This is a genomic window from Haloplanus litoreus (assembly GCF_045690335.1).
In the GTDB taxonomy this organism is placed as follows: Archaea; Halobacteriota; Halobacteria; order Halobacteriales; family Haloferacaceae; genus Haloplanus; species Haloplanus litoreus.
This window is the reverse complement of record NZ_CP147874.1, coordinates 398,879-411,157: the sequence shown is the minus strand read 5'-3', so window position 1 is coordinate 411,157 and position 12,279 is coordinate 398,879. Positions and strand designations below refer to the sequence as shown.

Below are 12,279 nucleotides of genomic sequence, written 5' to 3'. Positions count from 1 at the left end.
GTCGACTGCGTCGTCGCCGACTACGGTGTTGGTGCGATGGACGGCGTCGAACTGACCCCGCGGCCCGTGCGTTCGACCTGATCGAGGAACTGCTGACGCTCGCTCGTGGTGCCGATACGCTCACGCCCACTCCTTGCTCCGTCCGGTCGGTGGCCGAGGCGTGTTTGCCGTCCGCCGCCGCGGACGCGACACTCGCGGTGGACGCCGACCTCACGATTCGTGCCGACGAGGCGGCGCTCAGACGACTGTTCGAGAATCCGCTCGGCGACTGCGCGGGGCACGGCTCCACGAGCAGTCGGACGGCGCCCGACGATTGCACCGACTCCGGTCCCGCGGACGACGGCGTGACCGTCACCGTGGGCGCGCTTGACGACCGCTCGGGATTCTACGTCGCCGACGACGGCCCGAGAATCTCCGCTGACGGTGGCGAGGCGGTGTTCGACGTGGGACACCACGGGTACGGGGGACGGGGCTGGGGCTAGCCATCGTCGAACTGATCGTGGACGCACACGGGAGGACCGTCTGCCTCGCCGGGGGCGACGGCGGGGCGCGGTTCGAACTGAGCGGCGTCGACGTCGTCGATTCTTGAAGCGGCGTCAGGGGGCTTCGCCGGTTTCGATAGTGAAGTCGGCCTTCGGGTAGGCGACGCAGGTCAGCGTGTAGCCATCGCCGAGTTCGTTGTCGTCGAGCATCTGCTGGTCGTCGTGGACGACGTAGTCCTCGGAGTTGCCACCCGAGGTGATCTGTCCGGCACACGAGACACACTGGCCCTGTCGGCAGGCGTAGGGCAGGTCCCACCCCTCGTCCTCGCCGGCCTCCAGAACCGTCTCGTTCTCGGCCACGTCGATGGTGTCGCCCTCCTTGGCGTACTCGATTTCGAAGACGTCGGCCTCGTCGTCCGGTACGTCCCACGGCCCGGACTCCTCGGCTGCCTCGGCACCGCCTTCGAGTTCGGCTTCGCCCTCCTCGCCCGCCACGGCGCCCGCGGCGGCGACGGCACCGCCCCCGCCCCCGATGGATCGGTTCATCGGTTCCGGGAAGTCAGTCTCGGGCACCGACTCGGCCCGCCGTTCGAGTACCTCCTGAGAGATGTCGGTGGTGGACTGCCACCCCGTCCCCTTCGACAGGTGGAGGGCGACGGCCGTGAGCGTGAGGAGCGCCCCGATGCTCAGCCCCACCAGATTTACCTCGACCATGACTGACGGTTTGGATGCGGGGGTTAAGGGAATTGTGATTGCCGTGCCGGGCGCGGGTTCAGTCCCCGCGTCGAGCGACCTCGTGCCGCCCGAACCCGTACCGGAGGCGGTTGGCGAGGCGTCGCGAGAACCGGTCCCGGCGCGAGGCGAACCGCTCCGCGAGCGCCTGGTGGATCAGCGGCACCGGAACTTCCCGCTCCAGAGCTTCCTGCACCGTCCACGTCCCCGTGGACCCGCCGGCGACGTGATCCGCCACGTCGCCCAGATCCGTTCCCTCCTCGTGGAACGCCTCCTCGCAGAGTTCCAGCAGCCACGAGCGGATCACCGCACCGTTGTTCCACGTTCGGGCGACGGCCTCGAGGTCCAGGTCGTACCGCCCCTCGTGGAGCAGTTCGAACCCCTCGCCGTAGGCCTGCATCAGGGCGTACTCGACGCCGTTGTGGACCATCTTCACGTAGTGACCCGACCCCGACGGTCCCATCCGGTCGTGACCGTCCGGTCCCGTAGCGACGGCGTCGAAGACGGGGGCGAGTTCCGCGTAGGCGTCCTCCGGACCGCCGATCATGAGCGAGAACCCGAGTTCAGCGCCGGCGGGACCGCCGCTCGTCCCGCAGTCGAGGTAGGCTGCGTCGGTTCGTTCCGCCCGGCGGACCGAGTCCTCGAAGTGGGAGTTGCCGCCGTCGACGACGACGTCGTCGGCCGAGAGGTGTGGTTCGAGATCGTCCAGGGCCGCGTCCACCGCGTCGCCCGCGGGCACCATCAGCCAGACGTGCTTCTCCTCGCCGAGGCTGTCCGCGACCTCGGAGAGCGAGTCGGCCGTCTCCGCCCCGGCGTCGGCGGCCGTCGCCACCGCCGCCTCGTCGATGTCGAACGCGACGACGTCGTGTCCGGCCGCGAGCACCCGTTCGACCACGATCTGTCCCATCCGCCCCAGTCCGATGACGCCCAGTTGCATACACCCGACTCCCGCGCGCCGTGAGGTAGTGGTTGTGGTTCGCCACGCCGGTGCGGTGCCAGCGGGGACCCTCTTTTCACGGTGCCAGCGGGCATCCTTTTGCACCCCGGCGTCCATCCCACCTCATGGACGACCGCATCCGCGCGCACGCCGAGACGCTCGTCGACTGGAGCGCCCGGGTCGCCCCCGGCGACGACGTGGTGGTCCGCGTCGCCGAGGGGGCCCACGACCTCGCCGTCGCCGTCGCCGCCGTCCTCGGGGACCGAGGCGCGAACCTCCTCGCTACCTACGGCTCCGACGAGGTGACCCGCGCGTACCTTCGCGCCCACGACGGCGACTTCGCGCCCGCCGAGGCCGAACGCGCACTCTACGAACGCGCCGACGTCTACCTCTCGCTCCGTGGCGGGCGCAACACCGCCGCGACGGCCGACGTCCCCGGCGACGTCCGGAACGCCCACGCCCGTGCCCACGAGGACGTCCGCGAGGCGCGCATGGCGACCGACTGGGTGTCGACGGTCCATCCCACCCGCTCGCTCGCCCAGGCCGCCGGCATGTCCTACGAGGCCTACCGCGATTTCGTCTACGACGCCGTCCTCCGGGACTGGGAACGTCTCGCCGAGGAGATGGCGAGACTGAAAGGGATTCTCGACGGGGGCCGCGAAGTCCGGATCGTCGCCGACGGAACCGACGTCACCCTCTCCATCGACGGCCGAACCGCTGTGAACAGCGCCGCGTCCGTCGTCTACGACTCACACAACCTCCCCAGCGGCGAGGTGTTCACCGCGCCGGTGACCGTCGACGGCGAGGTGACCTTCGACGTGCCCGTCACGGTGCAGGGGACCCGGCTCCGCGACGCCCACCTCGTCTTCGAGGACGGCGAGGTCGTCGACTTCTCGGCGCGGGCGGGCGAGGCGGCACTCGCCGACCTACTCGACACCGACGACGGCGCGAAGCGACTTGGTGAACTCGGCATCGGGATGAACCGCGGTATCACGCGGCCGACCGACAACGTCCTCTTCGACGAGAAGATGGCCGGAACCGTCCACCTCGCCCTCGGCCGGGCGTACGACGCCTGCCTGCCCGACGGTGAAACGGGCAATTCGAGCGCCGTCCACGTCGACCTCATCACGCGGATGGGCGAGGGGTCGCGACTGCTCGTCGACGGCGACCCGATCCAGCGCGACGGCCGCTTCCGGTGGGAGGACGGCGGGTAATGCCGTCGGTGATCGCCCACCGTGGCTTCGCGGGCATCAATCCCGAGAACACCGTCGCCGCCGTCCGTACGGCCGCCGACCGGGCCGACAGCGTCGAAGTCGACGTCGTCGCCTGCGCGGACGGGACGCCGGTCGTCTTTCACGACGCTCGCCTCGACGAGGCGGAGGGAAGTCGCGGCGTCACCGACGGCGCGGGCGCGGTGGGTGACCTGTCTCCGGGGGCGGTGACGGCCGCGGAGATCCTCGAGAGCGGGGAGACGGTCCCGACGCTCGCACACCTCGTGGACGCCACGGCCGTGCCTCTGGACGTCGAACTGAAGCGACCGGCGGCCGACCACGTTTGGCGCGGGTCGCTCCCGCCCGGGGACCGCGAGACGGCGCGGGAGCGCTGGCAACCGTTCGTCGACCGGGTGCTCGACGAACTGGACGACCGCGAGATCCGTCTCTCCTCCTTCTCCGCGGGCGCGCTGGCGGCGGTCCGGGAACGTGATCCGCCCCACTCGCGTGCCGTGCTCTGTCGGGCTCTGTCGACGGGTCGGACGCTCGCCGACCGATACGACGCCGACGCGGTCCATCCGTCGCTCGCGGCGATGCGGAACGCCGACCCCGGGGCCGTCGCGGCCGTCCACGACGCGGGGCGCGACGTGAACGTCTGGACGGTGCGGACGTGGGTCGAAGCGCGGGCGGCGGTCCGAGCGGGAGCCGACGGACTCATCGCGGACTATCCGGGGATAGAGCAGTGGCTCGGCGAGGAAAGCGGCTGAGAGGAGTAAGCCCCCTTCTGTTCTCCCGGCATTCGGCTGAGCGTCCACCTCCGCGTCCGGACTACCTTGACGAGGCGGACTTGCACCGGTGAAGATTCGCCGTTCCATCCGTTCTCGACCGTCACGGGACCCGACGGGTCCCGGAGGCGCGTGGCGTCCCGCGGTTCACGGCTCGTGCCGTTCACTCCGAGGCGCGTGGCACCTCGCTGCCCTCGGTGGGTTAACTCCCTTCGCTTGCGCTCGGGTTCGCACACCTCATCGGTCGGGCCGAGTGGTCTCGTTTCTGTTCCAGAGCCAGCCGTCTCCGACTCCGGGCTTGCGCCCGGTCACCCGTCCGGACGGTGGGGGGACTTTCCTCATGCCCGGGGACCGACCGTCGGTCCCGGCGGCACGGGGGCCGGGCTCTCTCTGCCACGCTTACGTACTCTCGGCGGCCGAATAAGCCGTTCGGTCGGCGGACCCCTCGGCCAAAAATCATCACGGTCTTCCCCGGAGGAAAGGAAGGGTTCAAGTCAGTTCGGAGCAACGTATGCCGTATGTCAGAGGCGCAGATGGTCCGCCTTTCTTACGAGGATGGCGCCCGAGCGGTGGAACTGGCCCGCGAGGCTGTCGAAGCGTACGTACTCCAGGGTCAGCGTGAACAGCCGGGGAGTATGCGTGACGCGTTCTACGCACGCACCGGCGCATTCGTTCGAATCACGTCCACCCGCGGCCGGGGGCGGCTTCGGGGCTGTGCCGGGGCGTATCGGGGGAACGATCAGCTCGGCCACGCCATCGTCGACGCGGCCATCACGGCCGCCTCGGACGACTCCTGTGGCTCCGAAATCGAACCACCGGAACTGGAGAGCCTCAACATCTCCATCTGCGTCGTCTGCAACCACGTCCTCACCAACGACCCGCTCGCCGACCTCGAACTCGGCACACACGGCATCGCCATCGACGCCGACGGTCAACACGCCTGGATGTACCCCACGCTTCCGGTCGAGAACGACTGGAACGAAGAACAGTTCCTCACGCACGCCTGCCGGAAAGCCGGCCTCTCGCCGCTCGCCTGGCAGGACGACGACACCATGATCACGCTCTTCGAGGGCCAGGTCTTCCGTGAGCGTCCCGAGGGCGGTAGCGTCGAACAGCTCTAATCGGCCGCACCGAACCCGACTGTCTCCGCGTCCGCGAGCGCCCGCTCGGCCGCGGCGTCGAGATCGAACTCCCGGACTACCTCCCCGCCGCGAATCACCGGTTCGAGCAACTGCTCCCCGTCAGCCGGTCCCGCTCGGTCCGCGAGACCGACGTGGTGGCCGCCGTCGGGCGTCCGATAGACCTGCTTCGTCCCCGAGAGCTTCCCCCGCTTGGCCGCCGGCTCCCCGTCGACTTCCACGATGTCCAGCGCGAAGTCCACCGGGTCGGCGTTGGAGACGTAGCCCCCGACGCCGAAGCCGTCGACGACGTCCCGGAGCTCGCGGAGCTGGGTGGGGTCGAGACCCCCGCTCGCGAACAGGCCGACGTCGTCGACGCCGCGAGCGTCGAGTTCCCAGCGTACCTCCCGGAGGATGTGTCGGAAGTCGCCGCGGCGCGACCCCGTCGTGTCGACCCGGACGCTGTCGAGGTCCTCGCCGAGCGCCGCCGCCGCGCGCAGTACCTCGTCCACCTCGTCGCCGTAGGTGTCACAGAGTGCTACCCGCGGCACGTCCGGCCCGACCGCTTCGTCGAACGCCCGCCAGCCGGCCTCCTGGTTCCCGCGGCCGAAACAGATCAGCAGGGCGTGGGGCATCGTCCCACCGGCGTCCCGGCCCAACACGTCGCCCGCGGCGACGTGGGAGAACCCGTCCAGGCCGGCGAGCAACGCGCTCCGCTCGACCACCGCCGCTATCGACGGGTGGACGTGTCGCGCGCCGAACGACAGCACCGTCGATTCCGGCGCCGCCCGTCGCGCCTCCAGGGCCGCCGTCGCGATACCGCTCGCGTGCGAGAGAAAGCCCAGAAGCGACGTCTCGAACCGCGCGAACTCCAGATACGGCCCCTCGATCCGGAGGACCGGCCCGCCGTCGAACAGGCGTCCCTCCCGAATCGCGTCCACGTCGACGTCCAGGCCCTCCAGCAACGCGGCCGCGTCCTTCACCCCCGCGAGCAGTTCGAACTCCCCGTCGGGGAACTGATCGGCCGTCACCTCCGCGACGACTGTCGGGTTCCGGTCGGCGTGTCGCAGCGTCGTCTCCGTCCGCAGGAAGTAGGCGTCGGTCGCCGTCCCGTCGCGAATGGCCTCCGGGCCGACGATGTCGAACGGTTCCATACCCAGCGCCTTCGCTCCCGCCGGTGAAAAATCCGTTCGTTCGGTCGCCGCGGTCGAAGAGGATTCGTCTTCAGCTTGCGTGGACCGCGTCGAGTGTCTCGACCGTCGGCGCGTTCACCACCGTGACCGCCCGGCCCTCCTGGGTCACGCGGAAGGCGTCGGCGTAGGGACCCGCCGGCACCACCAGTACGTCCCCCTCGCGCCGTTCCGCCCCTCGGCGCTCCCGCAGGAGACGGCGGTAGGCGATGGCGAATTCGGCGGCGTCGCCCTCGGTCGCCCACTCGATCCGAAAGACGTAGCCCGTCCGCCCGTCCGCGCTCCGGTAGGGTACGATCCGGTCGCCGACCCACCCCGTCGTCGTCGGATGGGTGTAGTTGTACGCCCGGTGGGGGCGACTCGGCCGTTGCAGGTGGAACGTCTCGACTGCCCCGTTCGCCCACATCGTCGCGAACAGCGACGCCTCCCCAACCGTCGTTCCCGTCGGCGTGCGGTTCAGTCGCGACCAGTTTTCGGCCGAGCGGTCCGCGATCCGCACCCGTTCGGCCGACCGGTTCGGATATCGCTCCGGATGGATCACCTGCATCGAACTCGTGGGCGGGTTCGCGTAGGCGGCGTTCACCGCCGTCCACCCGCCCCGCCGCCGGAGTCGGTGGACGAACGCCGGCCCGTCGCTGTAGGGCTGATAGGCAGCGACGTAGACCCCCATGTTGCCGTCGAGGCTCGCGCCCGGACTACTGGGTCGCGGCACGCACGACCAGTTCGACCGGCACCGGCGTTCGTACAGGTCCTCGACGTAGCCGGCGTCGCCCTCGATCAACCCCTGTCTCGCCAGCCGTTCGTCGCGGGTCAGGGTCACCCGCTCGACCCCGAAATGCTGGTCCTGGAGGGCGTGGACGAGTTCGTGGGCGAGGGTTCGCCGGTCGACGGTCGGCCGTTCGCCGTCGCTCACCACCACGATGCGATCCTCGTCCGGCGCGTACGACCCCTGCACGGACGCACCGTAGAACGACTCGAAGACCGACTCGACCGACCGATCCTCGCCGACCAACAGGAGCGCCTCCCACAGCACCTCGTCGAACACGGTGGCGTTCACCACCTCCCGGTTCAGGTACGTCTCCCGATCGACCACCGCGACGGGCACCGACGACTCGAACTCCAGCCCTCGGAGGCGCTCGACGCGGGCCATCGTCCGTGCGACGACGGCCGCCCGCTCGCTCCGGTTCAGACCGTCCGAGGCGTTCACCGACAGCGGCTCGTCGTACCAGCGCCCCGCCTCCCAGCCCAGGCGGTCAGTCGGCGGGTCGGCGAAGTCGTCGTGGGCCGCCGTCGTCGCCGCTGTGGGCGTCGCCGCGGGCGTCGGATCGGCCGCCGTGGGCGTCGGCGTCGCATTCGTCGGCGGCGTTCCTTCCGGGCCGGCGACGCCGCCGCATCCCGCGACGACGAGGAGGAGCGCGGCCGCGATGGCGGGGAGCGAACGCATCTCGTCCGCTCTCGGCGTCGCCGCGTCAAAAGGGTACCGTCGGTTCGAGTCGCCGTTTCAGTCGCGTCGCCGTGCCACCGCGAGAGCGACGCCGAGCACCGCGAGGACGGCAGTCAGTGCCCCGAATCCGGGGGCTTCGAGTCCGGTCGAGCCGCCGTCGTCCGTCGACGCCGTGGCGGTGTCATCGTCACCGGCGCTCGCCGTCGTGTCGCTCGCGTCGTCGTCGGTACCGTCGGTCGATCCGACGTCCGTCGGGCGGATGTCCTCGACGGCGTCGGGCGTCGGTCCGTTGACGATGGTCACGCGCGTCCCGTCGCGGTCGATCCGGAAGGCGTCCGCGAACTCACCGTCGGGGATGACGTACTGTCCCTCCCCGTTCACCTCGGGCACGCCCTGGGCTTCGAGGATGGCACCGTAGGCCCGGACGAACTCCGTGGCGTCCTCCTCGGTGTCCCACTCGGTCGCCCAGACGTAGCCGTACTGGGTCTCTCCGCCCTCGGTTCGCTGGTACGGGAACACCCGGTCGTTCCCCCACCCCGCCGACGGCTCCGCCTCGTAGTTGTACATGTCGAGAGGACTGGTGGTCCGGGTCACCGACCGGACCGGAATCGTGTCCGCGCGCGCCGTCCGCGCCTGGTACCAGAACATCACGTACATCGACGCCTCGCCGACGGTGTCGGAGCCGTTCTCGCCCTGGTCCGGGAACGTCTCCCAGCCGTTGCGAGCGCGGTCCTCGTACTCGATGGGCGTCGGTGGTTCGTCGGTCCGGTGGATGACCTGCTCGCTGGAGGCGGGCGGGTCGTCGAACGCGGCGTCGACGGCGTCCCAGCCACCCTGTTCGAGGAGCCAGTCGATGTACACCGGGCCGTCCGAGTAGGGCTGGAGCAGCGTCAGGAGGATGCCGAGATTCGGCGGCTCTCCCGGCCCCGAGTCGGAACTCGGCGTCTCGACGCACTGCCACTCGCCTTCGCACCGCTGGGTGTACTGCCGTTCGACGTAGTTGGCCTCGCCCTCGACGACGCCGTCGACGGCGAGGTCAGTGTCCTGGGTCTCGGCGCTGCTGATCCGCTCGCCCAGGTTGCCGTTCTGGTCCTGCATCGCGTGGACGAGTTCGTGAACCAGCGTCGCGTTGTCGATGGTCGGGCTGTCCGGCGAGTCGGTGATGATCCGGATGCGGTCGTCGCCCGGTGCGTAGAAGCCCGCAGTCGCCTCCCCCGAGGCGCTCTGGAGTGCGTCGTTCGCGCCCTGATCCTCGCCGATGACGAACAACGCTTCCCACACCTGGTCGTTCCAAGCGTCGTACGAGGCGTTGCTCGATCGATTCTCCGCGGATCGCTGCTGGAATTCGTCACGGGAGATGACCTCGACCGGGACCTCGGAGTCGAACTCGGTCCGGCGGATGTACTCCACACGCGCCATCGCGCGGCTGACGTAGGCGTCGAGTTCCTCGTCGGTCAGCCCGTCGGACTGATCGACGTCGATCGACTCGTTGTGCCAGTACCCTCCCTCCCAGCCGATGGGGTCGCCCTCGGGATCGGCACGCTGTGACACCACCTCGTCCTCGGTGTCCGTGTCGACGGCGGCCGGTCGCTCGGCCACCCCCACCATGGGACCGACCGACGCCAGCACGATCAGTACCGCGAGACCGACGGATACCCGCTTTCGCATATCCCCCGTTAGGAAGCGGTACGGAAGTACCTTGCCCGCGGGGGAACGCTCGGCGAGTCGCTCGTGTCCGGTCGAACCTTCCAGTCAGTCCCGAGTGACGGTCGGCGTCGAGGTATCCGAGTCCGAGAAGAATTCAGCCGAGTTCACGCCGCGTCGCCGGTCGGTTCGTCGCTGTCGACGCCGAACAGGTCGTCGACGGCGGCCCGTGCCGCCCGTGCGGCCTCGTCCGCTACCGCGTCGGGGTCCGTCTCCCCTTCCCCCTCCGCTTCCGGAGCGTTCAGATACACGTCGACTTCGAGGACACCCTCCTCGAACGTCACCGTCACGTCCAGGTCGCGAACCGAGGACTGTCGGTAGTTCGCGAACACCACGCCCTCGGCGGCTTCGGCGGCCGTCCGCACGACTTCCTCGTCGTCCGGTTCGTCGTCGGCCACAGCCTTACGCGCCGCCGGCGCCGCCCGGACCCATCGGGCCGCCGCCTGCGCCACCCTGTAGCATCTGCTGGAGCTCCTGCTGGAGCGACTCGAACTGCTCGCGGACGCGCTCTTCCTGCTTGCTCAACTGTTCGACGCGAACTTCCAGGTTCTCTACGTTCTCCTCCAGGTCGTCGTAGGCCTCGCCGTACTCCGTCTCGACGAGGAGTTCGCCGACCTCCCGGTACATGGCGGTGTCTTCGTCGATGTCGTCGAGGGCTTCGAGCGCCGTCTCGGACTCGTTGAGCTGGGTCTCGGCCTGCTGTTTCTGGGCCGCGACCTGCTGAGCCGTCTCCTGGAGATCCTGCAGTTCTTCGAGCTTCTCCTGGGCTTCCGGCGGCAGATTTCCTTGCATGGGCGAACCGTTGGGACCCGGAGTGAAAAAGCCCCGTATTCCCGACGCACGCTCGGATCGACCCTCCGACTCACGCGGCGTCGTGCCGTCGATCGGCGGTCTCGGCCACCCGTTCGGCCACGTCGAGCAGTCGCGCCCAAGTGTTCGTCCCGGCTCGGAGGGCGATCAGATCCGCCGCCTCGACGCGGACCTGGACCGTCCGGCCCGCCCGGTCGACCCGCGCCGTCGACCGCGCGTCGTCGATTTCGCCCACCTCGACGCGGACAGCTCGCTCGACGATCCGTGCGCGTCGCTCCGTGTCGTAGTCGAACGAGAGGGAGAGTCGGTGTGGCGCGTCGTCCGTCGACACGTCGGTTACTCGACGTCGACTTCTTTGATCGTCGGGGCGCGCTCCTTCAGGAGCACGCGGTGTCCGCAGTACGGACAGCGGACCCCGCCGTACTCGTCGAGTTCGACGTCGCGCTTACACCGGGAACACTTGTAGCTCATTACTCCTCGTCGTCGGTCGAGAGGGCCGCACGGATCGACCGTCGGACGGTGCGGCCACCGGGAGTCTCCGGCCGGTACGCCCCGCCGGTGAACGTCTCGCCCGTCTCCTCGTTCTTCCAGACGCCCGTTCCGATACGGGTCACGCTGTCGCCGTCGAGGGTCGCGTTCTGCATCTCGCCTTCGATTTCCTTGACCCGGCGGCGGGCGACGCGTCCGTAGCGCGCGCCGAACCGGCCCGCGCTCCCGGTACTGCGTGCCTTATTTTCGGCCATAGTACCGCTCTCTACCGTCAGCGAACGGATAAACCCTGCGAGTCTCGGTCACTGCAGGTCCGCGGCGGCGAGTTCCTCGTTCAGATCGTCCCGGACCCGTTCGCCCGTCTCGCGGTCCATCGCCGTCGTGACGATCCGATTTTCCTGCACGCTCGATCCGTCGCGCAGGAGGAGACGGACGTTGCCGTTGCCGTCCGCCCGCGTCACCTTCGCCCGCAGGCCGGACTGCGACCCCTTCCCGCCGGCGTCGATGGGTCCCGGTACGATTTTCTTGACGTGCGGGTGTTCGGCCACCGTCGAGATGGCCCGCCGCCCGGTCCGGCCACCGATCAGCGTCGTGTGCCGGCCGCCGAGTTTCTCCTTCGGCGGCGTCTCCACGACGTCGAGAGCACGCTCGTCCCGCCGATCCAGCACCGTCGCCACGGGGTCCTCGCCCGCGACCCGATAGAACTCGTAGTGGGTCTCGGCCCGAACCGCGCGGATAATTTCGCGGTCGCCCGCCGCGAACACCGTCTCGGGGCGTTTGCGGCGGATCTCGTCCGCGATCAGCCCGGCGAAGTTGCGACGCTCGATCACCCGGCTCCGCCCCTCCTGTTCCGGCCGGGTGGTGATCGCCGTCTCGCCCAACACCTCCTCGTCGTCCAGCATGGTCAGACGGGCCCGGTCCTCCGATACGTCGAGGACGACGGCGTCGCAGTTGCCGGTGTGACAGACCAGACAGTAATCGCCCGGTCGATCTAGCGGGGACCCACACCGCCGACACTCCATACAGTCGTGGCAGACGGTCGCGCCGGATAAGTCCGTCTTTCGGCGCTCGGACGACACGACAACCCCTCGGCACGCGCACACACGACTCGTCCATTGGTCCCCGTCTCCCCTTCCCCTCCACCTCCCGAACTCTCGTGGCCGGTCTCCTCGTCGGGTCGCTCCTCGGCGCCGCACTCGCGGCCGCCGCCGGAGCGTTCGCCTTCGTCCTCGCCACCACCGTCCCTGTCCTCTCGCAGGGCGGGCTATTCTACTGTCTCGCCGTCGTGTCGTCGGGATGCCTCTGTTCCTCCTCGGCCACGGTCGTCCCGACGGCGGATCGGATCGGCATCCCGACCGCGGTGACCCCGACGACACG

General features: G+C 69.5%; 15 protein-coding genes and 1 other RNA gene. 4 read left to right on the top strand and 12 right to left on the bottom strand.

Translation table 11 applies throughout. The features are described from left to right. Nucleotides 1–149: 149 nt before the first annotated feature. Nucleotides 150–482, top strand: coding sequence for an ATP-binding protein (locus tag V8686_RS02380; protein WP_379702373.1), 333 nt, complete (start codon nt 150–152; stop codon nt 480–482). 114 nt (nt 483–596) lie between these two features. On the opposite strand, the gene V8686_RS02375 is transcribed toward V8686_RS02380, so the two are convergent. After that, on the bottom strand, nt 597–1,196 hold the full coding sequence (locus V8686_RS02375) for a 2Fe-2S iron-sulfur cluster-binding protein (protein ID WP_379702372.1): 600 nt from the start codon (nt 1,194–1,196) through the stop codon (nt 597–599). 58 nt (nt 1,197–1,254) lie between these two features. Beyond that, on the bottom strand, nt 1,255–2,151 hold the full coding sequence (gnd, locus tag V8686_RS02370) for a phosphogluconate dehydrogenase (NAD(+)-dependent, decarboxylating) (protein WP_379702371.1): 897 nt from the start codon (nt 2,149–2,151) through the stop codon (nt 1,255–1,257). A gap of 125 nt (nt 2,152–2,276) precedes the next feature. Between gnd and V8686_RS02365 the strand changes: the two genes are divergently transcribed. Both V8686_RS02365 and V8686_RS02360 read left to right on the top strand, forming a co-directional pair. Then, nucleotides 2,277–3,365, top strand: a complete 1,089-nt coding sequence (locus tag V8686_RS02365) for an aminopeptidase (RefSeq protein ID WP_379702370.1) — start codon at nt 2,277–2,279, stop codon at nt 3,363–3,365. Beyond that, entirely contained in the window at nt 3,365–4,129 is a 765-nt protein-coding gene (locus tag V8686_RS02360) for a glycerophosphodiester phosphodiesterase (RefSeq protein WP_379702369.1), read from the top strand. The genes V8686_RS02365 and V8686_RS02360 overlap by 1 nt, the downstream gene beginning before the upstream one ends. Here the strand turns inward: V8686_RS02360 and rnpB are convergent. Then, nucleotides 4,124–4,542, bottom strand: an RNA gene (rnpB, locus tag V8686_RS02355) — RNase P RNA component. The two genes, V8686_RS02360 and rnpB, sit on opposite strands and share 6 nt — an antisense overlap. Before the next feature lie 123 nt (nt 4,543–4,665). On the opposite strand from rnpB, the gene V8686_RS02350 reads away from it, so the two are divergent. Next, nucleotides 4,666–5,268, top strand: coding sequence for a TIGR00296 family protein (locus V8686_RS02350; protein WP_379702368.1), 603 nt, complete (start codon nt 4,666–4,668; stop codon nt 5,266–5,268). Here the strand turns inward: V8686_RS02350 and V8686_RS02345 are convergent. From V8686_RS02345 to V8686_RS02305, 9 genes are all read right to left on the bottom strand, one after another. Next, complete coding sequence (locus tag V8686_RS02345; protein ID WP_379702367.1) at nt 5,265–6,419, bottom strand: nicotinate phosphoribosyltransferase; 1,155 nt, start codon at nt 6,417–6,419, stop codon at nt 5,265–5,267. The genes V8686_RS02350 and V8686_RS02345 overlap by 4 nt on opposite strands. A gap of 70 nt (nt 6,420–6,489) precedes the next feature. Next, on the bottom strand, nt 6,490–7,899 hold the full coding sequence (locus V8686_RS02340; RefSeq protein WP_379702366.1) for an Hvo_1808 family surface protein: 1,410 nt from the start codon (nt 7,897–7,899) through the stop codon (nt 6,490–6,492). A 57-nt stretch (nt 7,900–7,956) separates the two neighbouring features. Continuing rightward, nucleotides 7,957–9,567: an Hvo_1808 family surface protein gene (locus V8686_RS02335; protein WP_379702365.1), complete on the bottom strand. Its 1,611-nt coding sequence runs from the start codon at nt 9,565–9,567 to the stop codon at nt 7,957–7,959. Between the two features lie 143 nt (nt 9,568–9,710). Then, a complete protein-coding gene (locus V8686_RS02330) occupies nt 9,711–10,001 on the bottom strand; it encodes a DUF3194 domain-containing protein (protein WP_379702364.1) in 291 nt (96 codons plus the stop codon). Nucleotides 10,002–10,005: 4 nt separating this feature from the next. Then, nucleotides 10,006–10,395: a prefoldin subunit beta gene (locus V8686_RS02325; RefSeq protein ID WP_379702363.1), complete on the bottom strand. Its 390-nt coding sequence runs from the start codon at nt 10,393–10,395 to the stop codon at nt 10,006–10,008. Between the two features lie 70 nt (nt 10,396–10,465). Beyond that, nucleotides 10,466–10,744 (bottom strand): KEOPS complex subunit Pcc1, encoded by a 279-nt coding sequence (locus V8686_RS02320; protein ID WP_379702362.1) that lies wholly within the window; start codon nt 10,742–10,744, stop codon nt 10,466–10,468. 5 nt (nt 10,745–10,749) lie between these two features. After that, nucleotides 10,750–10,884, bottom strand: a complete 135-nt coding sequence (locus V8686_RS02315; protein WP_114448489.1) for a DNA-directed RNA polymerase subunit P — start codon at nt 10,882–10,884, stop codon at nt 10,750–10,752. Next, a complete protein-coding gene (locus tag V8686_RS02310) occupies nt 10,884–11,156 on the bottom strand; it encodes an eL43 family ribosomal protein (RefSeq protein ID WP_379702361.1) in 273 nt (90 codons plus the stop codon). The genes V8686_RS02315 and V8686_RS02310 overlap by 1 nt, the downstream gene beginning before the upstream one ends. A 48-nt stretch (nt 11,157–11,204) precedes the next feature. Continuing rightward, nucleotides 11,205–11,924: a DUF2103 domain-containing protein gene (locus V8686_RS02305; protein ID WP_379702360.1), complete on the bottom strand. Its 720-nt coding sequence runs from the start codon at nt 11,922–11,924 to the stop codon at nt 11,205–11,207. Nucleotides 11,925–12,279 lie beyond the last annotated feature (355 nt).